General features: G+C 62.1%; 23 protein-coding genes. 17 read left to right on the top strand and 6 right to left on the bottom strand.

Annotated elements, in window-relative coordinates:
• Positions 1-115 precede the first annotated feature (115 nt).
• The 6 genes from ACOSV0_RS01575 (at position 116) to ACOSV0_RS01600 (ending at position 8160) form a co-directional block, all read left to right on the top strand.
• The gene (locus ACOSV0_RS01575) at positions 116-1054 is read left to right on the top strand and encodes an ABC transporter permease (protein ID WP_434108278.1); all 939 of its coding nucleotides are present in this window, start codon (positions 116-118) and stop codon (positions 1052-1054) included.
• Positions 1051-1842, top strand: coding sequence for an ABC transporter permease (locus tag ACOSV0_RS01580; RefSeq protein ID WP_054035688.1), 792 nt, complete (start codon positions 1051-1053; stop codon positions 1840-1842). Before ACOSV0_RS01575 ends, ACOSV0_RS01580 begins: the two co-directional genes overlap by 4 nt.
• Positions 1843-1887: 45 nt before the next feature.
• Positions 1888-2958: an ABC transporter ATP-binding protein gene (locus tag ACOSV0_RS01585; protein ID WP_434108279.1), complete on the top strand. Its 1071-nt coding sequence runs from the start codon at positions 1888-1890 to the stop codon at positions 2956-2958.
• A 496-nt stretch (positions 2959-3454) separates the two neighbouring features.
• Positions 3455-4735, top strand: a complete 1281-nt coding sequence (locus ACOSV0_RS01590; protein WP_434108281.1) for a dicarboxylate/amino acid:cation symporter — start codon at positions 3455-3457, stop codon at positions 4733-4735.
• A gap of 58 nt (positions 4736-4793) precedes the next feature.
• The gene (locus ACOSV0_RS01595) at positions 4794-6791 is read left to right on the top strand and encodes a sensor histidine kinase (RefSeq protein ID WP_434108282.1); all 1998 of its coding nucleotides are present in this window, start codon (positions 4794-4796) and stop codon (positions 6789-6791) included.
• 16 nt (positions 6792-6807) lie between these two features.
• On the top strand, positions 6808-8160 hold the full coding sequence (locus ACOSV0_RS01600; RefSeq protein WP_434108283.1) for a sigma-54-dependent transcriptional regulator: 1353 nt from the start codon (positions 6808-6810) through the stop codon (positions 8158-8160).
• Between the two features lie 109 nt (positions 8161-8269).
• Here the strand turns inward: ACOSV0_RS01600 and ACOSV0_RS01605 are convergent, their stop codons facing one another.
• Positions 8270-8800, bottom strand: coding sequence for a TlpA disulfide reductase family protein (locus ACOSV0_RS01605; protein WP_434108284.1), 531 nt, complete (start codon positions 8798-8800; stop codon positions 8270-8272).
• Between the two features lie 172 nt (positions 8801-8972).
• Between ACOSV0_RS01605 and ACOSV0_RS01610 the strand changes: the two genes are divergently transcribed.
• Entirely contained in the window at positions 8973-9641 is a 669-nt protein-coding gene (locus ACOSV0_RS01610) for a hypothetical protein (RefSeq protein WP_434108285.1), read from the top strand.
• Between the two features lie 332 nt (positions 9642-9973).
• On the opposite strand, the gene ACOSV0_RS01615 is transcribed toward ACOSV0_RS01610, so the two are convergent.
• Entirely contained in the window at positions 9974-11593 is a 1620-nt protein-coding gene (locus ACOSV0_RS01615; RefSeq protein WP_434108286.1) for a YifB family Mg chelatase-like AAA ATPase, read from the bottom strand.
• 120 nt (positions 11594-11713) lie between these two features.
• On the bottom strand, positions 11714-11971 hold the full coding sequence (locus ACOSV0_RS01620; protein WP_169485370.1) for an accessory factor UbiK family protein: 258 nt from the start codon (positions 11969-11971) through the stop codon (positions 11714-11716).
• 399 nt (positions 11972-12370) lie between these two features.
• On the opposite strand from ACOSV0_RS01620, the gene ACOSV0_RS01625 reads away from it, so the two are divergent.
• The 7 genes from ACOSV0_RS01625 (at position 12371) to ptsP (ending at position 20167) form a co-directional block, all read left to right on the top strand.
• Positions 12371-12709 carry a P-II family nitrogen regulator gene (locus ACOSV0_RS01625; RefSeq protein ID WP_006048089.1) on the top strand — a complete coding sequence of 113 codons (339 nt, stop codon included), beginning with the start codon at positions 12371-12373 and terminating at the stop codon, positions 12707-12709.
• A 50-nt stretch (positions 12710-12759) separates the two neighbouring features.
• Positions 12760-14268 carry an ammonium transporter gene (locus ACOSV0_RS01630; protein ID WP_434108288.1) on the top strand — a complete coding sequence of 503 codons (1509 nt, stop codon included), beginning with the start codon at positions 12760-12762 and terminating at the stop codon, positions 14266-14268.
• Between the two features lie 239 nt (positions 14269-14507).
• Positions 14508-15797, top strand: coding sequence for a glutamate--cysteine ligase (gshA, locus tag ACOSV0_RS01635; protein WP_434108289.1), 1290 nt, complete (start codon positions 14508-14510; stop codon positions 15795-15797).
• A 100-nt stretch (positions 15798-15897) separates the two neighbouring features.
• Positions 15898-16854 (top strand): glutathione synthase, encoded by a 957-nt coding sequence (gene gshB, locus ACOSV0_RS01640; protein ID WP_434108290.1) that lies wholly within the window; start codon positions 15898-15900, stop codon positions 16852-16854.
• A gap of 341 nt (positions 16855-17195) precedes the next feature.
• A complete protein-coding gene (locus ACOSV0_RS01645) occupies positions 17196-17723 on the top strand; it encodes a PTS sugar transporter subunit IIA (protein WP_434108291.1) in 528 nt (175 codons plus the stop codon).
• Between the two features lie 116 nt (positions 17724-17839).
• Positions 17840-18109, top strand: a complete 270-nt coding sequence (locus ACOSV0_RS01650; RefSeq protein WP_085482323.1) for an HPr family phosphocarrier protein — start codon at positions 17840-17842, stop codon at positions 18107-18109.
• Between the two features lie 309 nt (positions 18110-18418).
• Complete coding sequence (gene ptsP, locus ACOSV0_RS01655; RefSeq protein ID WP_434108292.1) at positions 18419-20167, top strand: phosphoenolpyruvate--protein phosphotransferase; 1749 nt, start codon at positions 18419-18421, stop codon at positions 20165-20167.
• An 87-nt stretch (positions 20168-20254) separates the two neighbouring features.
• Here ptsP and ACOSV0_RS01660 read toward each other — a convergent pair whose 3' ends face one another.
• The 3 genes from ACOSV0_RS01660 to gpmA form a co-directional block, all read right to left on the bottom strand.
• On the bottom strand, positions 20255-21013 hold the full coding sequence (locus ACOSV0_RS01660) for a HesA/MoeB/ThiF family protein (RefSeq protein ID WP_434108293.1): 759 nt from the start codon (positions 21011-21013) through the stop codon (positions 20255-20257).
• Positions 21014-21200: 187 nt separating this feature from the next.
• The gene (locus tag ACOSV0_RS01665) at positions 21201-22787 is read right to left on the bottom strand and encodes a S41 family peptidase (RefSeq protein WP_434108295.1); all 1587 of its coding nucleotides are present in this window, start codon (positions 22785-22787) and stop codon (positions 21201-21203) included.
• A 320-nt stretch (positions 22788-23107) separates the two neighbouring features.
• Complete coding sequence (gene gpmA, locus ACOSV0_RS01670) at positions 23108-23854, bottom strand: 2,3-diphosphoglycerate-dependent phosphoglycerate mutase (protein WP_434108297.1); 747 nt, start codon at positions 23852-23854, stop codon at positions 23108-23110.
• Positions 23855-23991: 137 nt separating this feature from the next.
• On the opposite strand from gpmA, the gene ACOSV0_RS01675 reads away from it, so the two are divergent.
• The 3 genes from ACOSV0_RS01675 to secB all read left to right on the top strand — a co-directional run bounded on the left by ACOSV0_RS01675 (position 23992) and on the right by secB (position 25308).
• On the top strand, positions 23992-24417 hold the full coding sequence (locus ACOSV0_RS01675; protein ID WP_434108299.1) for a rhodanese-like domain-containing protein: 426 nt from the start codon (positions 23992-23994) through the stop codon (positions 24415-24417).
• Positions 24414-24674 (top strand): glutaredoxin 3, encoded by a 261-nt coding sequence (gene grxC, locus ACOSV0_RS01680; protein WP_028199035.1) that lies wholly within the window; start codon positions 24414-24416, stop codon positions 24672-24674. The genes ACOSV0_RS01675 and grxC overlap by 4 nt, the downstream gene beginning before the upstream one ends.
• Positions 24675-24837: 163 nt before the next feature.
• A complete protein-coding gene (gene secB / locus ACOSV0_RS01685) occupies positions 24838-25308 on the top strand; it encodes a protein-export chaperone SecB (protein WP_054035743.1) in 471 nt (156 codons plus the stop codon).
• Positions 25309-25323: the final 15 nt, after the last annotated feature.

Consider the following 25323-nt stretch of genomic DNA (forward strand, 5'->3'; position numbering starts at 1 on the left):
TTATCGCATGCCGCACACGCCGCCGCTTCTAACCGCAACGCGCAGTTTCAAAGGTAGCGTGCCGCTTCACGAGCGCGGCGCGTCAGGCGTTAGCCAGAAAGCACAAGGGTGGGCTATGAGCGCTTCATCGGATGCCGGATCGGTGCAGCCGGAATTACTGGTTCCGCCTGTGCCCACGCCAACGCCTCGCGTCGACGGTCCGGGTCGCGCGTCGCAGTTCCTCGCCTGGATCGGCGTGGTGCCGTTTTTTACCTTCGCGCTGTTGTTCCTGATTCTGCCGACCGGCTTTCTGATGGTCGGCGCGTTTCAGGATTCGCAAGGCCACTTTACGCTCGGCAACTTTCGCGACCTGCTCCAGCCCACGGTGCTGGACGCCTACTGGATCAGCTTCAAGGTGAGCGCCGCTTCCGCACTCGGCGGCGCGTTGATCGGCTCGCTGCTCGCGTGGGCGGCCGTGCAGGGCAAATTGCCTGGCTGGATTCGTCCGACCTTGATGACGTTCTCCGGCGTCGCATCCAATTTTGCCGGTGTGCCGCTCGCGTTCGCCTTCATCTGCACGTTGGGGCGCGTCGGTCTGGTGACCGTATTGCTGAAGAAGTATCTCGGTCTCAATCTGTACTCGACGGGCTTCAGCATTCTGAGCTTCTCGGGATTGACGCTGACTTACCTGTACTTCCAGATTCCTTTGATGGTGCTGATCGTCACGCCCGCGCTCGACGGCCTGAAGCGCGAATGGCGTGAAGCCTGCGATTGCCTCGGCGGCACGGCTTTCCAATACTGGCGCCATGTTGCGTTGCCGGTATTGTGGCCGAGCGTGCTCGGTGCGACGCTGCTGCTGTTTGCCAACTCGTTCGGCGCGGTCGCCACGGCTTATGCGCTGACCGGCAGTTCGCTGAACATCGTCACGATCCTGCTGTACGCGCAGATTCGCGGCGACGTGATGCACAACCAGAATCTCGGGTACGCACTCGCGCTCGGCATGGTGCTGGTGACCGGGTTGTCGAACGGCGGCTACATCTGGTTGCGCTCACGCGCCGAGAGGGGGCGTCGATGAAAAGTCAATCGCGTGTGGGTGCGTGGACCGCGATGATTGTCGGTTCGCTGTACTTTCTGATTCCGTTGCTCGCCACCTTCGAATTCAGCCTGCGCATGAAGCGCGGCGTCTACAGCTTCGAAGCGTATAGCGTCGTGCTGAGCGATCCGCGTTTTCAGGCTTCGTTCGGCTATTCGATCCTGATGGCGGTGCTGACGATTATCGTGGGTGTGCTGCTGGTGGTGCCGACCGCGTACTACGTGCAGTTGCGGCTGCCGAAGCTGCGCCCGGTCGTCGAATTCATCACGCTGTTGCCGCTGGTGGTGCCGGCGATCGTGATCGTGTTCGGCTATCTGCGTATCTATAACAGCAGCTCGATTCTGCCGCTCACGGCCAACGAGCGCGCAACCGACCTGCTGCTGGTGTTCGGTTATGTGACGCTCTCGCTGCCCTACATGTATCGCGCGGTCGACGCCGGTTTGCGCGCGGTCGACGTGCGCTCGCTGACGGAAGCCGCCGAATGTCTCGGGGCGAACTGGCCGACGATTCTGTTCAAAGTGATCTTTCCGAACATTCGCTCGGGCATTCTGTCCGGTGCGTTTCTCACCTTTGCCGTGGTGATCGGCGAGTTCACGCTGGCGAGTCTGCTCGACCGGCCCGCATTCGGCCCGTATCTGCAATTGATCGGGGCGAACCGCGCGTACGAACCGTCGGCGCTTGCGATCATCGCGTTCGTGATTACGTGGGCATCGATGGGTTTGATTCAGGTATTCGGCTCGGCCCGCGCGCTTAGCGGCCAGAAAGTTTGACGGACTCATTTGACGGACTCATGTGTCCGACTAAGGCAGCGAATCATGGCATTCCTTGAGATCGAAAATCTGCATAAGTCCTTCGGGGCGAACACGGCGCTGCATCACTTCGACATGAAGATCGAGCGCGGCGAATTCATCACGTTCCTTGGACCGTCCGGTTGCGGCAAGACCACGGTGCTGCGGATGATCGCGGGCTTCGAAACGCCGACGCGCGGCATCATCCGGCTGGACAGCAAGGACGTGACGCATTTGCGCACGCGGCAGCGCAAGGTCGGCATGGTGTTCCAGTCGTACGCGCTGTTTCCGAACATGACGGTGGCCGATAACATCGGCTTCGGTTTGAAGATCACGCATCGTCCGCAGGCGGAGATTAGCAAGCGCGTCGAGGAGATGTTGCAACTGATCAAGCTGCCGCATCTCGGCGAACGTTATCCGTGGCAATTGTCGGGTGGTCAGCAGCAGCGCGTGGCGTTGGCGCGCGCGCTCGCGAGCAAGCCGCAGGTGCTGTTGCTCGACGAACCGCTTTCCGCGCTCGACGCGAAGATCCGCATTTCGTTGCGTCAGGACATTCGGGCGTTGCAGCGCGAGTTGGGCATCACGTCGATTTTCGTGACGCACGATCAGGAAGAGGCGCTGTCGATTTCGGACCGCATCGTGGTGATGAACGAAGGGCGTGTCGAACAGGTCGGCACGCCTTCGGAGATCTACAACTATCCGCGCACGCGTTTTGTCGCGTCGTTCGTCGGCACGCTGAACATTCTGGCGGGGCACGTGATCGACCCGAAAACGGGCAAGATGGCCGTCGACGGCCAGGAGTTGACCACCACGCAAGAACTTCCGCCGGACGACGCGGGCAAGAAACGCATGCTCGCGCTGCGGCCCGAAGCCATTGTGCTGGAACCGGCCGCGCCGGGCCGCAACACGCTGAACGCAACCGTCGAGGAAGTGAATTTCCTCGGCGCGGTGGTGCGCATCAGAACGCGTGTGAAGGATGCGGTCATTTCACTCGATGTCTTCAACGACCCGAATCGCGGCTTGCCCGAACGGGGTCAACCGGTGTCGCTGGGTTTCTCGCACGAGAACTTGCTGGTACTGGAAGAGGGTGGCGCATAGGAGCCGAACCGTACGTAGTGTCTGACGTGAACGAGGGTCGCACGTACCGCTGGGTGGTTTCCGCTGACGCGTACTAAATCCCCGCGCGCAGCAGGCCAGGCAGTTTCAGTTTCGGCTGAACCAGGCGAAAGCCGCGACGCAAAAGGCTCTCCGGGTTTTCCCGGATTCGCCGCCCATATGGATTCCGGATTCCCCGACGCCCCTCGTCCGGATTTCCGGAATCCCGGACGGCGCGCATCGCAACATGCCAAAAAGCCTATAAAAATCAATGCGATTCGCCCGGCATCAAGCTGGCATCGACCTTGCAATTTAGATCGCGCGGCCGCAACGGTCCGACAACTAAAGCAAGGAGACAACGATGTCTGATTTCCCTTCCCGGTATTTCTGAATTCGTCGTCTTGTCGCGGCCTAATGCCGTGCACAGGCGTGACGAGAATTCGTTCGCATGATGCGCAGCGTGGCAGGCCTTGAGCTCACCCATATCGCAGGAAACATCGTGAAGAAACCTATCCACAAAGTGCTGTACGTCCAGGTGATCGTGGCGATCATCATCGGTATCGCGCTCGGCCATTATTCGCCGGACTTCGCCATCGACATGAAGCCGCTCGGCGACGGCTTCATCAAGCTGATCAAGATGGTGATCGGGCCGATCATTTTCTGTACGGTGGTGACGGGTATCGCCGGCATGGAAGACATGAAGAAGGTCGGGCGCGTCGGCGGTAAGGCGCTGCTGTACTTCGAAATCGTCTCGACGTTCGCGCTGGTGCTCGGCCTGATCGCGACCCACGTGCTGAAGCCGGGCGTCGGCTTCAATATCGATCCGGCCACGCTCGACGGCAAGGCGGTCGCGTCGTATGCCGCGAAGGCACACGGTCAGACCACGGTCGACTTCCTGATGCACATCATTCCGGACACGCTCGTGTCGGCGTTCGCACAGGGCGAAATCCTGCAGATCCTGCTGATCGCACTGCTGTTCGGCGCGGTGCTGGCCACGGCGGGTGAGAAGGGCAAGGTCGTCACGAACTTCATCGACGGGCTCTCGCATGTGTTGTTCGGCATCGTGCGCATCATCACGAAGCTGGCGCCGATCGGCGCATTCGGTGCGATGGCGTTCACCATCGGCAAGTACGGCATCGGTTCGCTGCTGCCTATGCTCAAGCTGATCGGCACGTTCTATCTGACGTCGATCGTGTTCGTGGTGGTCGTGCTCGGCATCATTGCGCGTGCGGTGGGTTTCAACATCCTGCGCTTTGTCGCGTACATCAAGGAAGAGATGCTGATCGTGCTGGGCACGAGCTCGTCGGAAGCGGCGCTGCCGCAACTGATGCTGAAGCTCGAAAAGCTCGGCTGCTCGCGCTCGGTGGTGGGCCTCGTGGTGCCGACCGGTTACTCGTTCAACCTCGACGGCACCAACATCTATATGACGATGGCCGTGCTGTTCATCGCTCAGGCAACGAACACCGACCTCACGTGGATGCAGCAGCTCACGCTGCTGGCGGTGACGATGCTGACGTCGAAGGGCGCGAGCGGTGTGACGGGTGCGGGTTTCATCACGCTGGCCGCAACGCTCGCCGTGGTGCCGACCATTCCGCTGTCGGGCATGGTGCTGATTCTCGGTATCGACCGTTTCATGAGCGAATGCCGCGCGCTGACCAACATCGTCGGCAACGGCGTGGCGACGGTGGTGGTGTCGGCATGGGAAAAGGAACTGGACCGCAGCAAGCTGAACGCCGCGTTGCGGGGTGAAGTAGCGCTCAAGGAGCCGGCTGAGGTTTAAGCCGCGTTCCGGCTACGATCCCTGCTCGCATTCTGATCACCGCCGCGGAGGTCTGCGTATGAAAACGGCGGCCGCGCGCCGTGACCTCGCGCCGTCGGCCGACGGCGCGTCGCCTTATGCCACAATATCCGATCCTCTCCGATCGGGAATTGCCAACGTGACGCGCCGCCTGCTGATCCTCTTCGCGCTCGTCGCCGGGCTCGTGGCGGCGTGCGGGCTCACCTACAGCATCGCGTGGCAGAGCGGCATCGACAATTTGCGGCGCAACGCCGCGGTGCGGGTCGATCGTACCGCCAGCGCGCTGAAAAGCACGCTCGAGCGTTACGAATCGCTGCCTTATCTGCTGGCCGAACATCCCATTGTGCAGGACGTGCTGGTCAATCCCAGCCCAGGCAATGTCGAGCGCGCCAATCTTTATCTCGAGGACCTCAACCGCCACGCGCGGGCAACGGTCACCTACATCATTCCGCTCGACGGCTATTGCGTCGCCGCCAGTAACTGGCATGGGCCGGGCAGTTTCATCGGCGCGGGTTATCAATTCCGGCCGTATTTTCTCGATGCGGTGAAGGGTGGCGTGGGCCGCTTCTTCGGCATCGGCACAATTTCGCAGGCGCCGGGTTACTACATCTCTCAGCCCGTGCGGCGTGACGGCAAGATCGTCGGCGTGGCGGTCGTTAAACTCGATCTCGAATGGTTTCAGGGCGCGGACGCATCCGAACCTCTGGTTGTCACCGACGATCACGGTGTGATCTTTCTATCGTCGGTGCCGGCGTGGAAATATCACACGATCCGGCCGTTGTCGGGACAGGTCGCCGATTCGATCTATCAGGCGCGCCAGTACGCACAGCAACCGATCGCGCCGTTGCCGGTGACGATCGAACGCACGCTCGAAGGCAATGCGCAGATCGTGCGCATCGGCGGCGGCCGTTACGCGCCGCGCTATCTGGCGTCGCGGCGCGGCATGGGCGAGCCGGACTGGCATCTGATCACCATGTCGCCCGTCGATCCAGTCGACGCCGACGCACGCAATGCCACCATCGTTACCGGGTTCGGATACGTGTCGCTAGTGTTGTTCGCGTTCTACTGGAGAATGCGCCGCGCCCGGGTGCGCGAAGTGATGCGCAGCCGTTCCCTGCTGCAAAAGGCCTACGCGGAATTGAACCAGCGAGTGGCTGAGCGCACGGCCGATCTTTCCCAGGCGAACGAGCAGTTACAGAAGGAAGTCGCCGAGCGAACGCGCGCCGAACAGGAACTGCGAGCAGCGCACGACGAATTGATCCAGGCGAGTAAGCTCGCCGCGTTGGGTCAGATGGCGGCGGGCATCACGCATGAATTGAATCAGCCGCTCGCGGCGTTGCGCGGTTTCTCCGACAACACGCGCGTGCTGCTGGAGCGCGGCGATCAGGCCTCGGCGCGCGAAAATCTCGAAGCGATTGCGGCGCTCACCGAGCGCATGGGCAAGATCACCAATCAGTTGAAGCTGTTCGTCGGCCGCGCGCGGCCGCGCAATGCGCGTGCGCCGATCATGCGGGCGTTGCGCAACGTTATCGCGCTGTTGCAAAAGCGTCTGCAAGGCGTCGAAGTCGAGTTTGCTTTGCTCGATGCCGATGCCGATGCCGATGCCGGCGCGCGCAGGCCGCTGAATCTTGCCGACGATCATCCCGAACTGATTGCCCATTGCGACGATCTGCGTCTCGAACAGGTGCTGATCAATCTGCTCGGCAACGCGCTCGACGCGACTGAGGGCATGACGCCGCCACGCATTTCGATCGACATCGAAGCGACTGAGTCGAGTGTATCGTTCGCTGTGCGCGACAATGGCCCAGGCATTCCCGACGACGTGCTGCCGCGTCTGTTCGAACCGTTCTTCACAACGAAGGAAATGGGGCACGGGTTAGGGCTTGGCCTGGCGATTTCATCGTCGATTGCGCGCGACTGCGGTGGCACACTCGTGGCGCGCAACGCGCCGGACGGCGGCGCATTATTCGTGTTGACGCTGCGCCGCGCGCGCGTGCAGACGAGCCATACATCGGACCCGCTCACTACGGGCTCCTGAATCAGACGAGAACTCCATGCTGAACCACGGCTTGCAAGTGCTGTATATCGAAGACGACGAACTGGTGCGGCGCGCCAGCGTGCAGAGTTTGCAACTGGCGGGCTTCGACGTGGTCGGCCATGCGTCGGCGGAATCCGCGGCGAAGATGATCAGCGCGGATTTCTCCGGGGTGATCGTCAGCGATATTCGCTTGCCGGGCGCGAGCGGGCTCGAACTGCTTGCGCAGTGCCACGAGCGTGCGCCCGACGTGCCGGTGATCCTGGTCACCGGTCACGGCGATATTTCGATGGCCGTGCAGGCGATGCGTGACGGTGCGTATGACTTCATCGAAAAGCCGTTCGCATCCGAACGGCTGATCGAAACCGTGCGGCGTGCACTGGAGCGTCGCAAGCTGGTGCTGGAGAACCTCGCGCTGCGCCGTGAACTGGCCGGACAGAACACGGTGGCGCCGCGCATCATCGGCCACAGTCCGGCGATCGAGCAGGTGCGCCGGCTGATCGCGAATATCGCACCGACCGACGCGTCGGTGCTGATCAACGGCGACACCGGCGCGGGCAAGGAGTTGATCGCGCGCAGTCTGCATGAACTGTCGCCGAGGCGTGACAAACCGTTTATCGCAGTGAATTGCGGCGCGCTACCGGAGCCGATGTTCGAATCGGAAATGTTCGGCTACGAACCCGGCGCCTTCACCGGCGCGGCAAAACGGCGGATCGGCAAGCTCGAACATGCGTCGGGCGGCACGCTGTTCCTCGACGAAATCGAGAGCATGCCGCTCGCGTTGCAGGTCAAGCTGCTGCGCGTGTTGCAGGACGGCGTGCTGGAACGGCTCGGCTCGAATCAGCCGATTCGCGTGAATTGCCGCGTGGTGGCCGCGGCGAAGGGCGACATGGCCGAACATGTCGCGGACGGTTCGTTCCGCCGCGACTTGCTATACCGGCTGAACGTGGTAACGATCGCGCTGCCGCCGTTGGGTGAGCGTCGCGAAGACATCGTGCCGTTGTTCGAGCACTTCCTGCTGGATGCCGCCGTGCGTTATCAACGCCCGGCGCCGATTCTCACGGACCGGCAGCGTGCGAGCCTGATGCAGCGCGAATGGCCGGGCAATGTGCGTGAGCTGCGCAATGCCGCCGACCGCTTCGTGCTCGGCGTGGCCGACGATCCGGTCATGTCCTTCGCCGACGACGGCGCAGCGACTCAACCGTTGAAGGAACGTGTCGAGCAATTCGAACGGGCGATGATCGCGGAGGCATTGGAACAGGCCAGCGGTGTAGTCGCGGTCGCAGCAGACAAGCTGCAGCTTGGAAAAGCGACGCTCTACGAGAAGATCAAGCGATATGGCCTGGCGGCCAAAGGGGAGGGGGAGCGGTGAAGGTTTGAAGCACCGGCGGCGAAGAAGTATGACCTCGCCGCCGGCATGTTTGATTCAGTGCGCTTTACTTCATGCGTGACGCTGCATTCGGGTGGTATTCGGGCGGCAATCAGGCCGCGTTCAGCGCTTTTTCCAGCAACTGGTCGAGTTCCGCGAATTGCGGCTCGCCGACGTAGCGCTTCAGAATTTTGCCGTCCTTGTCGACCAGGAAAGTGGTCGGCGTGAGCTGGACGTTGCCGAACTGCTTGGCGGCAGAGCCGTCGTCCATCGCAACCTTGAACGGCAACTGGCGAGTTTGCGTGTAGTTGGTCACGTACATCGGCGCGTCGTAGTTCATTGCGACGGCGACGAATTCCAGCCCTTTGCCCTTGAAGCGGTTATAGGTCTGGACCATCTGCGGCATTTCTTTCATGCAGGTATCGCAACTGGTCGCCCAGAAGTTGATCAGGTAGACCTTGCCTTTCAGATCGGCGGTCGAAACTTTCTGGCCTGACAGCAACGTGAAGGTCGCATCGGGCACACGTTGCTGACCGGCGAACGCGAAATAGCCGGCAATCGCAAGCGCGACGGCCACGACAGCGATGACGATAGTGCGAATCGGATTCGTGCGCCGGGCGGCGGTGGACTGGGTGGAACTCATGAACGGAACCTCGAGAGTCGCGCAGACGGCGCGGAACAGTGCTTCGGTTTGGGCCTTAAACCCGGTACTGCTTGGCGTCGCTATTGTAGCCCCATTCCGGCTGCGCGGCAGAGGGCGGCACGGGAGGGGATAATGGAGTTTTACGTTCCCGTCAGTCCGATCTTCTGTCCCCATGCTCCGAACCGCTTTTCGTTTCATCGCCCGGATCTCGATAGTCCCGTTTGACCGTTCCGTTAGCCGAATCCCACGTTTCTCCCTGACTGGCGGCCGCCTGGCCGGCACCACATTCCATTTGCAGCGGGCGCGGGCCGTATTCGGCACGATGGCTTGCGCGCTGGCGCTGGGCGGAGCATTGGCCGCGTGTTCGCCGACTTTCGACTGGCGCACCATCATGAATAACGACAACGGCTACACCGTCGACCTGCCCGCCAAGCCCGGCAACGACCAGCGCGCGGTTCAGATAGACGGCACACCGATGCAGATGGCGATGCAGACAGCCGAAGCCGGCGACGCCGTGTTCGCGGTTGGCACCATCATGCTGCCGAACGACAACGAAGCGACGCAACGCGCCGCCCTCGAATTCCTGCGCACTGGCCTGGCTCGCAATGTGGGCGCCACGCCGGACGCGCACGCGGTGCAAATCCCGCTCGCCGCCGGCGGTCAGGTGCTGGGTCTGGAAATGAAGCTGACCGGCGAGGCCGGCTCGCAGCACGAAACGCGAACCGTCTACGCGCGCCTGGTTGCGCGTGGCCGGCATGTGTATCAGGCGGCGATCATCGCTTCCGGGCCGCTGCAACAGGAACAGATCGATCAGTTTTTTTCGTCATTCCAACTGTATTGAGCGTGGCGGTTCTGGCTGATTTGGCGCGCGCGAGATCGCCACGCACAGTGAAAGTTCCTTCGCAGCATCGCGCGCTAATTCCCGGTTTACGTTGAAGTTTTTCGGTTACTCACAGGGCCTGTGGATAACTCTGTTGAGAACTCCGTATTTTTTGCCTCGGATGCCCTTCCCGTGGGCATTCTGTCAGATTGGGCCTACTCGGGGCAGTCGAAAAAAATCAATCAAATCAATGCCCTTTGAATGCAGGCTTCCGTGAGCCTTTCAGATGTTTCGAAATCTATCTGGAACGCGCGTATGTGCATAAGTCAAGTCTTGACAGTCGATTTTTCGCCTTATACCGACCCAAAAGCCCGGCGATATTGAACGGCTTCACCGATCTGCGCAGCGCTCGGCATGGCGGTGCCGGCGAGGTCGGCGATGGTTCGCGCCACCTTCAGAACCCGGTAGTAAGCGCGCGCCGACCAGCCGAAGCGCTCGCCGGCCTGGCGCAGCAAAGCTTCACCGGCTGCGTCGGGACGGCAGACCTCGTCCACTTCCCGTCCGCCCAGTTCCCGATTGGTTTTGCCTTGCCTCGCCAGTTGCCGCTCGCGAGCGATATTTACCCGCCGGGCAATCGTCGCGCTGGTTTCACCGGAGGCGGTAGAGCGTGCCGACAACTCGGCCGGCGTGAGCGCCGGAATCTCGATCTGGATGTCGATCCGGTCTAGTAGCGGCCCGGACAGCTTGCGCAGATAGCGCGCCGCAATTTCCGGCGTACAGCGGCAACGCCCGTTCGGGTCGCCGCGCCATCCACACGGACAAGGGTTCATTGCGGCGATCAATTGGCAGGCTGCCGGAAAGTCGGCTTGCAAGGCGGCGCGCGAGATTGTGATGCGACCGGCCTCGAGGGGTTCGCGCAGGGTTTCCAGCACGTGACGATCGAATTCCGGCAGCTCGTCTAAAAACAGCACGCCCAGATGCGCCAGGGTGATCTCGCCGGGTTGCGGCGGATTGCGCCCGCCGACCAGCGCCGGCGCGCTCGACGAATGATGTGGCGCGCGAAACGGCCGTTGCCGCCACTGCGAGGGCGTAAAGCCGGCCCGGCTGGCGGAGAGTAGTGCTGCCGAACTGAGCGCTTCGTCGTCGGTCATGGGCGGAAGCAGGCCTGGCAGGCGAGCGGCGAGCATCGATTTGCCCGCGCCAGGCGGCCCGACCAGCAGGACATGGTGTCCACCGGCTGCGGCGACTTCAAGTGCGCGGCGCGCGCCGCGCTGGCCGATCACGTCGGTCATGTCAGGAACGGCGGCGGATGCGGTTTCGCCGAGGTCGGGCGCCGCAACCGGGTAGAGCCGGGCGTCGGGCGCGCCGGCCAGATGCGCGCACAGCGACGGCAGATCGGCGGCGCCGTAGACATCGACGCCGGGCACGAGCGCCGCCTCGGCCGCACTTGCCGCGGGCAGATAGAGCTGCGGGGTGGATTGAGCGGATGTCTCGGGCGTCGCCGGTTCGGCTGAAGTAATACGCGTGGACGCAGAAGCAGACAGAGACATACCCGCCTGGCCGCTGTGAGACGCCGCGCTGCGAGCCGTCCCGCAGGCCATCGCGAAAGCCCCGCGCATCGGCCGCAGTGCGCCGGTCAGCGACAGTTCGCCGGCGAACTCGCGATGCAGGAGCGACTCGGCCGGAATCTGCCCGCTCGCCGCCAGAATGCCCAACGCGATCGGCAAGTCGAAGCGGCCGGACTCCTTCGGCAAATCGGCGGGCGCGAGATTGACCGTGATGCGTCGTACGGGGAAATCGAAGCTGCAGTTTTGCAGCGCCGCGCGCACGCGCTCGCGGCTTTCGCGTACTTCCAGATCTGGAAGGCCGACGATCGAAAAAGAGGGTAATCCGTTCGCGAGGTGGACCTCGACGGTTACTTCGGGCGCGCGGCCAGAGGCCGGCGCGCGACTGCGCACCACGGCAAGCGACATGTTTTCTCCCGTCGGACGGCGCGCCGGGGCGCGCGCGAGTCCCCTAAAACGCTGATGACGTCACGGCTCGCTTGCCAGTGATGTGCAGCACTACGCAGCTAAAGCGCTGCGAGCAAAGCCTTACGACGCCTGCGTCGTGACCGGCAGTTTCTGTTCGAGCTCGGCGACGCGGCGCTCCAGCTCTTCGAGGCGCGCGCGGGTGCGCACCAGCACCTGGGTCTGCGTATCGAATTCCTCGCGCGTGACCAGGTCGAGCTTGGAAAAGCCTTGCGACAGCATGGCTTTCACGTTGCGTTCGACATCTTTGGCCGGCGAGTTCTTGAACAGCTCGCTCATGCGGGCCTGAAAATCGTTAAAGACATCGTTCGGTTGTTTCATGGCGTTCCCTTTGGTGCACAAAAAATGTGCATGTTTCGTTGCGTCTGTGCTTTGTCACACCGGATGGGCCGTTTTGGTGCATGGCCGGTTGACTGCCGCTGCCGCATGAGCCCGTTTGGTGCGTGCTCAAACGTTAAAAGCCTTCGAACACTCTAGCAACGATCCATGCGCCGCGCCAGCATGCCCCGCCAACGTTGGCCATCCAGCCAGGGCCGCTTGCGCCCCTTTGGCAGCGTGCCCGGAGGCGAAGTCTGACACAACATGGCACGCGAGTTGCTGTTACTGCCCCGCGCGCACTGCCAGGTGCTTTTTACCGGCAGCGGAACGAGACCACGCGAACGGGTTACAGGTACGCAAACAGGGTTACGCAACGGGTTACGCAACTTAGCGAGGGATTTCATGAAACTCATTACCGCAATCATCAAGCCGTTCAAGCTCGATGAGGCGCGCGAAGCCTTGTCGGCCATCGGCGTCTCGGGCATCACGGTGACCGAAGTCAAGGGCTTCGGCCGCCAGAAGGGTCACACGGAACTGTATCGGGGCGCTGAATACGTCGTCGATTTCCTGCCGAAGGTGAAGATCGAGGCCGCTGTCTCGGACGACATCGTCGACCAGGCGATCGAGGCGCTCGAACGCGCGGCACGCACCGGCAAGATTGGCGACGGCAAGATTTTTGTCACCCCGATCGAGCAGGTGATCCGGATTCGCACCGGGGAGACCGGCGCGGACGCTCTGTAAAACCAGAAGATAGCGACACACGACACAGATAGCGACAAGAGGAAACGAAGATGCGCAAATTAATGATGTCCTTGCTGATGGCCGGTTCACTGCTCGCGGGCGGTATCGGCGCCGCCCTCGCGGACGACGCTTCCGCCCCTGCAGCCGCCTCGGCAGCGGCTTCCGATACGACGGCGAGCGCGCCGGCGCCTGACGCTTCGGCAGCACCCGCTGCCGCCGCGGCTTCGGCACCGGCCGCCGATGCGTCCGCCGCGCCAGCGGCCAGCGCCGCCGCAGCCGCGCCGGCAGCTTCGGACGCCGCGCCCGCCGCACCGACCGCGCCGTTCTCGGTCGATTCGTCGAAGATCAATTCGGGCGACACCGCCTGGATGCTGACCTCCACCGCGCTCGTGCTGTTCATGACGATCCCGGGCCTGGCACTGTTCTACGGCGGCATGGTCCGCAAGAAGAGCGTGCTCGCGATCCTGATGCAAAGCTTCGCGATCACCTGCCTCGTGTCGATCATCTGGGTGGTGGTGGGTTACACCCTCGCCTTCACGCCGGGTAACTCGTTCATTGGCGGCTTCTCGCGCTTCTTCATGGCGGGCATGAACTACATCAAGGGCGACAAGGCCACGACGCTGACCGTCAGCCACCTCGCACCGACGATCCCGGAAACGGTCTACGTCGTCTATCAGATGACGTTCGCGATCATTACCCCGGCACTGATCACGGGCGCGTTTGCCGACCGTATGAAGTTCTCGGCGATGCTCGTGTTCATGACGCTGTGGTCGATCATCGTCTACTCGCCGATCGCGCACATGGTGTGGGAACCGTCCGGCTGGCTGGCTAGCGCGGGCATCCTCGACTTCGCGGGCGGCACGGTGGTGCACATCAATGCCGGTATTGCGGCGCTGGTCTGTGCTCTGGTGCTCGGCAAGCGTGTCGGCTACGGCAAGGAAGCGATGGCGCCGCACAACCTGACGCTCACGCTGATCGGTGGCGCCATGCTGTGGGTAGGCTGGTTCGGCTTCAACGCGGGTTCGGCAGTGGCGGCAGACGGCCGTGCCGGTTTCGCGATGTTCGCAACGCAAGTGGCAACCGCAGCAGCTGCACTCGCCTGGATGTTCGCCGAATGGGCAACCAAGGGTAAGCCGTCGGTCCTCGGTATCGTGTCGGGCGCCGTGGCAGGTCTGGTGGCGATTACGCCGGCTTCGGGCTTCGTCGGTATGGCGGGTTCGCTGGTGATCGGTATCGCGGCAGGTGTGATCTGCTTCTGGTCGGCCACGTGGCTCAAGCACAAGCTCGGTTACGACGATTCGCTCGACGCGTTCGGCGTGCACTGCATCGGCGGTATCGTGGGTGCGATCCTGACCGGCGTGTTCGCGGTCAAGGACATCGGCGGCGCGGACGGCAGCGTGATTCTGCAAGCCAAGGGCGTGCTGACGACGCTGATCTACAGCGGCGTGGTGAGCTACATCCTGCTGAAGATCATCGACATGGTGATGGGCATCCGCGTGACGGAAGAACAGGAACGCGAAGGCCTGGACGTGAGCCTGCATGGCGAACACGTCGAATAAGGACTTTTTGTACGCAAAGTCGAGCTCCAAGGCTTGACGAATCAGAATCAAGCGCAGCGACTTTGGCCCGCCTTTATGGCGGGCTTTTTTCTTGCCGCTTATCTTGTAAACAGTAGTTTTCCCTGCCTATCATGGCGATAGCGAGAATGCATTCGCATCGGCTTGCGAATGGAGAAACCGTCCCCAAATGGACAAAGCATTTGCACTACAATCTTTTTTCTCCAGTCTGCGAGTGATCAATGGTTCCGCACCTAGTTACGGCGTTAAACGGCCCGCTGCTCGATCTCGAGCGGAAGATCCTCGACGCTACGCCCGCCATCGAACGCTGGTTCCGGCTCGAATGGCAGGAGCACACGCCGCCGTTCTACTGTTCAGTCGATCTGCGTAACGCGGGTTTCAAGCTCGCGCCGGTCGATACCAATCTGTTTCCCGGCGCGTTCAACAACCTGCCGCAAGAAGTGTTGCCGCTCGCCGTGCAGGCCGCGATGGCGTCGATCGAGAAGATCTGCCCGGACGCGAAGAATCTGCTGGTGATTCCGGAGCGCCATACGCGCAATGCGTTTTATCTCGAGAATGTCGCCCGGCTGGCCGCGATCATGCGTCAGGCGGGCTTGAACGTGCGTTTCGGCACGCTCGACGAAAGCATCGTCGGGCCGGTCACGATTGCGCTGTCCGACGGACAGAAGCTGGTGCTCGAACCGCTCGAACGTTCGCAGCGGCGCCTTGGCCTGAAGAATTTCGACCCGTGCTCGATTCTGCTGAACAATGACCTGTCGGGCGGTATCCCGCCGATCCTGGAAAATCTGCACGAGCAGTATCTGCTGCCGCCGCTGCATGCCGGCTGGGCCGTTCGCCGCAAATCGACGCACTTCTCCTGCTATGACGACGTCGCGAAGAAGTTCGCGAAAATGGTCGAGATCGATCCGTGGATGATCAATCCGTACTTCGCGCATGTCGAAGGGGTCGATTTCCAGGAGCGCACCGGTGAGGAAGCGCTGACGGATGCGATCGACGGCGTGCTCAAGAAGATCGCGAGGAAATATCGCGAGTACGGTATTTCCGAGAAACCGTATGTTGTCATCAAGTCGGATGCGGGCACGTATGGCATGGGCGTGATGACCGTGCACGACGCCTCTGAAGTGGCCGCGCTGACCAAGCGCGAGCGCGCCAAGATGGCCGCCACCAAAGACGGCCTCGAAGTGCATGACGTGATCGTGCAGGAAGGCGTGTACACCTTCGAGCGGATCGGCGAGGAAGTTGCCGAACCGGTGGTGTACATGATCGACCGTTACGTGGTGGGCGGCTTCTACCGCGTGCACGGCAGCCGTGAGCGCGATCAGAATCTGAACGCGCCCGGCATGCACTTCGTGCCGCTCGGCTTCGAGCACACGGCGCTGCCGGATGCGCACGCGAAGCCCGGCGCAGCGGTGCCGAACCGCTTCTATATGTACGGCGTGGTGGCACGGCTCGGCTTGCTGGCTGCATCGGTCGAACTGGAAAAGACCGATCCGGAAGCGATTCAGGTTTAAGCCTCGCGAGGTGGCGATGGCGGCATGCGTGCCGCCATCGCCATTTTCACCGACTATATTTACGATCAATGCCAAGCCCGAAGGGCGCACCGGAATCCCCATGGACATTCTTTTCATCGCCGATCCGCTTACGCAGTTCAAGATCTACAAAGATTCGACCTACGCGATGATGGCCGAAGCCACGCGCCGCGGTCACACGCTTTACACGTGCGAGCCGAAGCATCTGGCGTGGACGGGCGGCGATGTCGAGGCGAACGTGCAGCGCTTTGCGATTGTCGGCGACGTGACGGACCTGCATCGCGACACCTGGTACGCCGCTGAAGCGGCCGCGCCGAAATCGCTGAAACACTTCAGCGCGGTGGTGATGCGCAAAGACCCGCCGTTCGACATGGAATACGTGACGTCGACATGGCTGCTGGAAATGGCCGAACGCGGCGGCGCGCGCATTTTCAACAAGCCGCAGGCTATTCGCGATCATTCGGAAAAGCTGGCGATCGGCGAGTTCGCGCAGTTCGTCGCGCCGACGCTGGTGACGCGCGACGCTGCCCGCCTGCGCGCCTTCCACGAAGAACACGGCGACGTGATCCTGAAGCCGCTCGACGGCATGGGCGGCATGGGCGTGTTCCGCGTGAAGGCCGACGGCATGAACCTCGGCTCGATCATCGAGATGCTGAGCCACGACGGCGCGCGCTCGGTCATGGCGCAAAAATTCATCCCCGAGATCAAGGACGGCGACAAGCGGATCCTGCTGATCGGTGGCGAACCGGTGCCGTTTTCGCTGGCGCGGATTCCTCAGGGCAATGAAGTGCGCGGCAATCTCGCGGCCGGCGGCCTGGGCGTGGCGCGCCCGCTCACCGAGCATGACCGCAAGATCGCCGACACACTCGCGCCGGTGCTCGCCGCGCGCGGCCTGCTGCTGGTCGGACTGGATGCGATCGGCGACTGGCTTACCGAGGTGAACGTCACGAGCCCGACGTGTTTCCGCGAGATCATGGATCAGACAGGCTTCGACGTCGCCGCGATGTTTATCGACGCACTGGAGCGTGCGGCAGCGTGAGCCGGAGTTGAGACGCGGCCCTTGAATGGCCGCCATGCTCCCCAAACTGTGTAGTAAATCCGCATCAAGCGAAACGCCGGCTTTGGCGCGAAAATGGGCCTGATACAATGCCCGCTCTCCCGCGCCAAGCCGAATCGAAGGCGTCTGCCGGACACTGCAGGCATGGATTGCGGACTGTAAGCGGGCAGTTTTCCGCTGGTGCCGTGGCGATTCCGGCACCGCGGGCCGCTCGCCAAATGATGCGTTCCGGTCCTCGCGACCCACGGCCGGTCGAGGACGCTTACGAACCGGGTTTCGTCCCGGTCCACGGTTCGGGGCCGTTCTTTTGCAGTAAGGCTGACATGGCAGGCATTCTGATCATTGCGCACGCTCCGTTTGCCACCGCGTTGCGCGATTGTATTTCGCATATTTATGGTGGCTTACCGGCTCGTATCGGCGTGATCGACGTATCGCCGGATTGCGATCCCGCGCAGCAGGTCGCGTTCGCGCATTCGGAAATCGAGCGGCTCAAGGAAGAAAACGGCGCACTCGTGCTCACCGACATGTTCGGCGCCACGCCGGCGAATATCGCCGGGCGGCTCGCTTCGTTGCCGAACGTTCGCGTGCTGTGCGGCGTCAATCTGCCGATGCTGGTGCGCGCGGTCTGTTATCGCGCTACGCCGCTCGACACGCTGGCCGACAAGGCGCTCGCCGGCGCTACCAAGGGCGTGCATGCAATCGGGCCTGCCACGCCGGCGCCGGTTGCGCCGCCCGCGGGGTCCGGCGACTGTTTGCCGGCTTTGCCGCCCACTGCCGCTTCCGCAGACTGTTTGTCCGCGTTGCCTCCCGGGGCCGACCTGACGCAGAAGGCCGGCTCGGGCGGGGTGTAAGCGGATCGCACGGCTTTAAGCTTAAGCAGTGGCGATCGGGTTGCGTGCAACCCGTTGGCTACTGGTTTGCAGTTTCACCTTTCACTACAACACTTACCCGCGCTTCGGACCATCACATGCTGCAACAGGAAACGACTATTGTGAACAAGCTGGGGCTGCACGCGCGCGCGTCGGCCAAGTTGACGCAACTCGCGGGCAACTACCAGGCGGAAATCTGGATGAGCCGCAATGGCCGCCGTATCAATGCCAAAAGCATCATGGGTGTGATGATGCTGGCCGCGGGTATCGGCAGCACGGTGCTGATCGAAACGGAAGGCGCCGACGAAAAAGACGCGATGGACGCATTGTTGAAACTGATTGCCGATAAATTCGGCGAGGGTCAGTGAAGTCACGCGTTTGCCTTGCCGGAAGCAAAATGCCGCGGCTGTCCGCGGCATTTTTTTTAGCGCATGACAATTGGCGCTTGAGAGTCTTGCAAGGCGCGCGAGCCGGTAGCTGAATCGACAAGTGAAGGGTCGCGTTGCCGGAATGCAGGCGCCACGAGGGGGACATTATTGCGGCCGCTTACGATATTTCGTGCTGCGGTGCACACAGCCCCGGCGTACTTGTAAAGAGCGCGGAATTTATAATGACGACGAGAGTCTGAGAGCATTGCAGCGGTTTGCCGCGGCATCACACAACTAGAGGAGGTGCGCGTGTCCTTCACGCTGCATGGAATTCCCGTGTCACGCGGTATCGCCATCGGGCGGGCTTATCTGATCGCCCCGGCTGCACTTGACGTAGACCACTATCTGATCGAACCCGCCCAGATCGAGGGCGAGGTCGAGCGCTTTCGCACGGCCCAGCAACTGGTGCATCAGGAGCTCGACACGTTACGCGCCGATCTCGCGGCAGACGCGCCCAGCGAAATGGGTGCGTTCATCAACGTTCATTCAATGATCCTGAACGATGCAATGCTCGTGCAGGAAACCATCGACCTGATCCGTACGCGCCGCTACAACGTGGAGTGGGCGCTAACGGAGCAACTTGAGCGCCTGTCGCGCCATTTCGACGATATCGAAGACGAATACCTGCGCGAGCGCAAAGCCGACATCGAGCAGGTGGTGGAGCGCGTGCTGAAGGCGCTCGCCGGCGCATCGGTCGCGCTGGTGGATGGTGTGCACGGCACCTGCGAGGAAATGATCGTAGTCGCGCACGACATCGCGCCGGCCGACATGATGCAGTTCAAAACGCAAACGTTTCAGGGTTTCGTCACCGATCTCGGCGGGCGTACTTCGCACACGGCGATCGTTGCGCGCAGCCTCGGTATTCCGGCCGCGGTGGGTGTGCAGCATGCGAGCCAACTGATCCGCCAGGACGATCTGATCATTGTCGACGGCGATCATGGCATTGTGATCGTCGATCCCGCGCCGATCGTGCTGGAAGAATACTCGTACCGTCAGAGCGAAAAAGCGCTGGAGCAGCGCAAGCTGCAGCGGCTGAAGTTTTCGCCGACACAAACACTCTGCGGCACGCGTATCGAACTTTGCGCGAACATCGAGCTGCCGGAAGACGCGCGCGCCGCGGTCGATTCGGGTGCGACCGGTGTGGGCCTGTTCCGCACCGAGTTCCTGTTCATGAATCACAAGCATCATTTGCCGGAAGAGGAGGAGCAGTTCGCCGCTTACCGTCGCGCGGTCGAGTTGATGAACGGTTTGCCGGTGACGATTCGTACGATCGACGTCGGCGCCGACAAGCCGCTCGATTCGATGGCCGGCGGCGATGGTTACGAAACGGCGCCGAACCCCGCCTTGGGGCTCAGAGCGATCCGCTGGAGCCTCTCGGAGCCGCAAATGTTCCTGACGCAACTGCGCGCCATTCTTCGCGCGTCGGCGTTCGGCTCGGTGAAGATTCTGATTCCGATGCTCGCGCATGCGCAGGAGATCGATCAGACACTCGATCTGATTCGCGAAGCCAAGCGTCAGTTGGACGATGCCGGCATCGCCTACGATCCGAACGTGCAGGTCGGCGCGATGATCGAGATTCCGGCCGCCGCGATTGCGTTGCCGCTGTTTCTCAAGCGGCTGGATTTCCTGTCGATCGGCACTAACGATCTGATCCAGTACACGCTGGCGATCGATCGGGCGGATAACTCGGTCGCGCATCTGTACGACCCGCTGCATCCCGCGGTGCTGCATCTGATCGCCTTCACGCTGCGCGAGGCGAAGCGGGCAGGCGTGCCGGTGTCGGTATGCGGCGAGATGGCGGGCGATCCGGCGCTGACGCGTTTGTTGCTCGGCATGGGCCTCACCGAATTTTCGATGCATCCGAGCCAGTTGCTGGTGGTCAAGCAGGAAGTTCTGCGCTCACACCTGAAGACGCTTGAGAAGCCCGTGGCCGACGTGCTGGCTTCGTTCGAACCGGAAGAAGTGCAGGCGGCGCTCAAACGCGTCGTGCAGGCTTGAAAAACTGAGAGCCCGGATGATCGGGTTCAGGTGAATAAAAAACGCCGCACATGTGCGGCGTTTTTTATTCTGCGTCCTGCGGCTTGCTCAGGCCTGATGCCGTTGCCCGCATACCGGGCAATCCGGCTGACGCGCTATGCGCATCGTGTTCCATTCCATTCGCAGCGAATCGAGCATCGTGAGGCGGCCTACCAGCGGCGTGCCGATTTCGCCGATTACTTTCAGCGCTTCAGCGGCTTGCATCGAACCGATGATGCCGACCGTGGGTGCGAACACGCCCATGGTCGAGCACGCGACTTCTTCGAACGGTTGATCTTCCGGGAACACGCACGCGTAGCAGGGTGACGCCGCGTCGCGAAAATCGAAGGTGCTGATCTGCCCGTCGAAGCGCAGTGCCGCGCCCGACACCAGCGGCACGCCATGTTTCACGCACGCCCGATTGATCGCGTGACGCGTGGCGAAGTTATCCGTGCAATCGAGCACGACGGTGGCGTGCGGCACTTCGCGATCGAGCCATGCATCGTCGACACGTTCGGCGACCGCGTTCACCACCACCTCGGGATTGATCTGGGCGATCGCGTCGCGCCCCGACTCCACCTTCTTGCGCCCGACCGACGCAGTGACATGCAGAATCTGCCGCTGCAGATTCGTCAGGTCGACCGTATCGGCATCGACCAGCGTCAGGCGGCCCACGCCCGCCGCCGCCAGATACATCGCCGCTGGCGAACCTAGCCCGCCGGCGCCGACGACGATCGCGTGCGCGTCGATAAAACGCTGCTGCGCCTCGATGCCGATTTCGTCGACGAGGATGTGGCGGGAATAGCGGAGGAGTTGATCGTCATTCATGGCGGGGCGCGTGGAGTGTCGCGCAATGAGGTGCAGGACCGGTGGCCTGCCATGCGCGGTTTCGTTATTTTAATCGCGCGGGGAGCGGGTGTTCGTGCCGGCGCTGGCGCCGGGTATTACAGCAACAGCATGTACTGCCACGTGTCTTCGCAGCATGTTCGGCTGCGAAGACACGTAGGTTTGCGGCTTAGTTGCTCTGCGTGGCAGGCGCCGAGGCCGGAACCGGGCCCGATGCGCCCGGTACCGGTTGTGTCGGCTTCACCGCGACCGGCGCGGACGCCGACGTTGCCGGCTTGTTCTGCGCCAGACGCCGCTCGGTCAGCGACTTCGATTCCTGCACCGGCTTGCCTTCCAGCTTGTTCAGCGCCTGTTGCAGCATGAAGTCGTCGGCCGAACCGAACTCGACCGGCTTGCGCTCACGATCCTTCTGACGCTGTTCCGGCGTCTTCTTGTCGTTCTGCTCTTCAAGCTGACGCAGTTGGTCCATGCGTTCCTGTTCGCGCTGGTCCGCTTCTTTCTTCTCGTTCGGGTCCTGCGTGTTCGCAAGGTGGTTCGAGTAGTCGACTTCGCGGGTAACCAGTGCGTCGTCCGGATCGCCTTCTGCGTATTGGTCGACCGCGATATCAGGACGAATGCCCTTGTTCTGGATCGAACGGCCGCTCGGCGTGTAGTAGTACGCCGTGGTCAGACGCAGGGCCGTGTCGGCCGTCATCGGCCGGACGGTTTGCACCGAGCCCTTACCGAACGTGGTCTTGCCGACGATCAGCGCACGATGCTGATCCTGCAGCGCGCCCGCGACGATTTCCGAAGCCGACGCCGAGTAGGCGTTGGTCAGCACGATCATCGGCACAGTCTTGAAGATCGGCGCTTCGTCTTTCAGCGGATCGCTGTCGAAGGATTGCAGGCGGTAGTTGTCGTACGTATCGCGATAGACCTGCTTCGAATCCGGGATCTGACCGTTGGTGGACACCACAACGGAATTCGCCGGCAGGAACGCGCCGGCCACGCCGACCGCGCTTTGCAGCAGACCGCCGCCGTTATTGCGCAGATCGAGCACGAGACCCTTCAGGTTCGGCTGCTGACGCGCAATGTCTTGCAACCTGGCGGCCAGATCCGGCGTGGTGCGTTCCTGGAAGCTGGTGATGCGGATGTACGCATAGCCCGGAGCAAGGATCTTCATCTTGACCGACTGGACCTTGATGATCGCGCGCGTCACCGTGAGCGGGAACGTGCGGTCGTCGGTCTTGCGGAAGATGGTCAGCGTGACCTTGGTGCCCGGATCGCCACGCATCTGCTTGACGGCCTGGTCGAGCGTCATGCCGCGCACGGGTTTGTCGTTGATGCGGGTGATCAGGTCGCCCGGACGGATGCCGGCGCGGAATGCAGGCGTGTCTTCAATCGGCGAGATCACCTTGATCAGGCCGTCTTCCGACGAAATTTCGATGCCGAGACCCGCGAAGCGACCCTTGGTCTGCTCCTGCAGTTCTTCGTAATCGGTTTTGTCGAGATACGACGAGTGCGGGTCGAGGCTCGACACCATGCCCTTGATCGCGGCGGTGAGGAGTTTCTTGTCGTCGACCGGTTCGACGTACTCATGCTTGATTTGCCCGAAGACTTCGGCAAAGAGCCTGAGCTGGTCCAGCGGCAACGGCGCGACAGCACTCGATGCGGCGCTGGCGGGTTGCTGGGCCGAGGCGGAGAGTTGCAGGGTGGCAAATACGCCGGTAGCAAGGCCCGCGGCAATCAGGCCGATATTTTTCAGGTTCTTTCGCATAGAGTCTGTTGCGGTCGGAAGCGCGTGGCAGCGTCGATAGAGATGGGGACGGACAAGTATAACTGCACACCCGCCCTGTCAGGGCGCAGCACAGGCAATCGTGATTCGACAGCACGAGCCGGGCCCTGGTTCGCGAGCCGGAGGGCGCGGTGCCGAAGTAATGTGTAGTAACGGCAAGATGGCAGGGCGATGGCGCAATTGACAGCCGGCGCATCGCGTACGCCGGGAGGTCCCGCCGGTGGGGCGGCCCGTTTGCCGGGCCCCCGCTGCACATTTCCACTACAGGCGGGGCGGGGGCCGCAACGGTCTGTGGCCCCGGTTTAGCCCGCTTTGCCTTGCTTGGCCACCGCGGCCTGCGCCTTTGCAATCGCGTCCTGGTCGCCCAGATAGTAGTGCTTGACCGGCTTCAGGTTTTCGTCGAGTTCATAGACGAGCGGCACGCCGTTCGGAATATTCAGGCCGACGATGTCGTCGTCCGAAATATTGTCGAGATACTTCACCAGGGCGCGGATCGAGTTGCCGTGCGCGGCGATCACGACCTTGCGGCCCGACTTGATGGCCGGCGCAATCGACTCGTTCCACAACGGCAGAACGCGCGCGACGGTATCCTTCAGGCACTCGGTGAGCGGCAATTGTTCGCGCGGCACTTTGGCGTAGCGCGGATCGTTGTAGGGCGCGCGTTCGTCCGACGGATCGAGCGCCGGCGGCGGCGTATCGTAGCTGCGGCGCCAGACCAGCACCTGTTCATCGCCGAATTTGGCGGCGGTTTCCGCCTTGTTCAGGCCCGACAGCGCGCCGTAGTGGCGTTCGTTCAGGCGCCAGGAATGCACCACCGGCAGATACATCAGGTCCATCTGGTCCTGCACGTGCCACAAGGTGCGGACCGCGCGCTTGAGCACCGACGTGTAGGCGATATCGAACGTGTAGCCCGATTCCTTCAGCAGCACGCCCGCTTGCTGCGCTTCACGATTGCCCTGCTCGGTCAGGTCGACGTCGACCCAGCCCGTGAAGCGGTTTTCCTTGTTCCACGTCGATTCGCCGTGGCGGATGAGAACGAGTTTGTACATGAGATTGCCGGTCGGTAGTAAGGAAGCGGTAAAGCGCTGCGAGGGTCCTCTAGAGGAGCGCCGCCATCGCGTCAGACGGTTATTTTATAATGGCTGGATTGCCCTTTTCGATTTCTCTCTTTTTCGGCGGATTTTCCGTGAAGTTTTTCACTGATTACACAAACCTTGTACTGATCGCAATCGTCCTCATCTCCGGTGGGTTGCTGCTGTGGCCGACGATCAGCCGGCGTGGCCGCGGGGGCCTGTCGGCCGCCGAGGCGACCCAACTGATCAACCGGCGCAATGCGGCGGTCATCGATCTGCGTTCGTCCGCCGACTTCGCCAAGGGCCATTTGCCCGCCGCGCGGCACCTTGAATTTGCTGAGTTGCAGGCGAAAGTCGCGCAACTCGTGAAGAACAAGAACAACCCGGTGCTGCTGGTTTGCCAGACCGGCCTGCAATCGAACAAGGCTGCGCGTATCGTGCAAGATGCCGGATACGCCGAAGTCCATGTTCTCGAGGGCGGCCTCGACGCCTGGCAGAAAGCCGGTATGCCGGTTGTGAAACAAGGAGCAGTCAAGTGAACAAAGTCATCATGTACAGCACCCAGGTGTGCCCGTATTGCCAGATGGCCGAACGTCTTTTAAAGTCGCGCGGCGTCGAGCACGTTGAAAAGGTACTGATCGACAAAGACCCGGCCCGTCGTGAAGAAATGATGACCCGGACCGGTCGCCGCACGGTGCCGCAGGTGTTCATCGGCGAGACGCATGTCGGCGGGTACGATGACCTGTCCGCGCTCGATCGCGCGGGCGGTTTGATGCCTCTGCTCGAAGCTGCCTGAACGAAGTTGCTTTGCTTATGCGCCGGCCGGCGCGTGAGTGGGGCAGGTGGAATACAAGCCGGCGTTTCGTCTCTTTCAGGGCGGGGCGATGCGCCGCAACGATCTGGCGGCCCGTGAAGCCATGGGCCGCCGCCATGCATACCTATCAGGGAATCACTCAATCATGTCCGACGAGAACAATCAGCCGTTTTTCAACATCCAGCGCATCTACCTGAAGGACATGTCGCTCGAGCAGCCGAATTCGCCGGGCATCTTCCTCGAGCAGGAAATGCCGTCGGTGGAAGTCGAAGTCGACGTGAAGGCCGAGCGCCTCGCCGACACCGTGTTCGAAATCCTCGTCACAGGCACGGTCACGGCCAAGGTGTCGGACAAGGTCGCGTTCCTGATCGAAGCCAAGCAAGCCGGCATTTTCGACATCCGCAACATTCCGGCTGAGCAGATCGATCCGCTGGTCGGCATTGCCTGCCCGACGATCCTGTTCCCGTACCTGCGCTCGAATATCGCCGACGCGATCACCCGCGCAGGCTTCCCGCCGATCCATCTCGCCGAAATCAACTTCCAGGCGCTGTACGAGCAACGTCTCGCGCAAATGGGCGGCCAGGAAGGCGCGGCGCAAAACGGCGTCACGCATTAACGCGTCCGTTCGGTG

The organism is Paraburkholderia caffeinilytica, assembly GCF_051027425.1.
Taxonomy (GTDB): domain Bacteria; phylum Pseudomonadota; class Gammaproteobacteria; order Burkholderiales; family Burkholderiaceae; genus Paraburkholderia; species Paraburkholderia caffeinilytica_A.

What these genes read in the sequence shown, in the direction of transcription:
- gpmA (WP_434108297.1), bottom strand. Translation starts at nt 23,854, where the DNA reads ATGTACAAACTCGTTCTCATCCGCCACGGCGAATCGACGTGGAACAAG.
- ACOSV0_RS01610 (WP_434108285.1), top strand. Translation starts at nt 8,973, where the DNA reads ATGCTCCGAACCGCTTTTCGTTTCATCGCCCGGATCTCGATAGTCCCG.
- secB (WP_054035743.1), top strand. Translation starts at nt 24,838, where the DNA reads ATGTCCGACGAGAACAATCAGCCGTTTTTCAACATCCAGCGCATCTAC.
- ACOSV0_RS01595 (WP_434108282.1), top strand. Translation starts at nt 4,794, where the DNA reads ATGAAAACGGCGGCCGCGCGCCGTGACCTCGCGCCGTCGGCCGACGGC.
- ACOSV0_RS01665 (WP_434108295.1), bottom strand. Translation starts at nt 22,787, where the DNA reads ATGCGAAAGAACCTGAAAAATATCGGCCTGATTGCCGCGGGCCTTGCT.
- ACOSV0_RS01660 (WP_434108293.1), bottom strand. Translation starts at nt 21,013, where the DNA reads ATGAATGACGATCAACTCCTCCGCTATTCCCGCCACATCCTCGTCGAC.
- ACOSV0_RS01645 (WP_434108291.1), top strand. Translation starts at nt 17,196, where the DNA reads ATGGCAGGCATTCTGATCATTGCGCACGCTCCGTTTGCCACCGCGTTG.
- ACOSV0_RS01620 (WP_169485370.1), bottom strand. Translation starts at nt 11,971, where the DNA reads ATGAAACAACCGAACGATGTCTTTAACGATTTTCAGGCCCGCATGAGC.
- ACOSV0_RS01580 (WP_054035688.1), top strand. Translation starts at nt 1,051, where the DNA reads ATGAAAAGTCAATCGCGTGTGGGTGCGTGGACCGCGATGATTGTCGGT.
- ACOSV0_RS01615 (WP_434108286.1), bottom strand. Translation starts at nt 11,593, where the DNA reads ATGTCGCTTGCCGTGGTGCGCAGTCGCGCGCCGGCCTCTGGCCGCGCG.
- ACOSV0_RS01575 (WP_434108278.1), top strand. Translation starts at nt 116, where the DNA reads ATGAGCGCTTCATCGGATGCCGGATCGGTGCAGCCGGAATTACTGGTT.
- ACOSV0_RS01600 (WP_434108283.1), top strand. Translation starts at nt 6,808, where the DNA reads ATGCTGAACCACGGCTTGCAAGTGCTGTATATCGAAGACGACGAACTG.
- ACOSV0_RS01585 (WP_434108279.1), top strand. Translation starts at nt 1,888, where the DNA reads ATGGCATTCCTTGAGATCGAAAATCTGCATAAGTCCTTCGGGGCGAAC.
- ACOSV0_RS01630 (WP_434108288.1), top strand. Translation starts at nt 12,760, where the DNA reads ATGCGCAAATTAATGATGTCCTTGCTGATGGCCGGTTCACTGCTCGCG.
- ACOSV0_RS01605 (WP_434108284.1), bottom strand. Translation starts at nt 8,800, where the DNA reads ATGAGTTCCACCCAGTCCACCGCCGCCCGGCGCACGAATCCGATTCGC.
- ACOSV0_RS01625 (WP_006048089.1), top strand. Translation starts at nt 12,371, where the DNA reads ATGAAACTCATTACCGCAATCATCAAGCCGTTCAAGCTCGATGAGGCG.
- gshB (WP_434108290.1), top strand. Translation starts at nt 15,898, where the DNA reads ATGGACATTCTTTTCATCGCCGATCCGCTTACGCAGTTCAAGATCTAC.
- gshA (WP_434108289.1), top strand. Translation starts at nt 14,508, where the DNA reads ATGGTTCCGCACCTAGTTACGGCGTTAAACGGCCCGCTGCTCGATCTC.
- ACOSV0_RS01650 (WP_085482323.1), top strand. Translation starts at nt 17,840, where the DNA reads ATGCTGCAACAGGAAACGACTATTGTGAACAAGCTGGGGCTGCACGCG.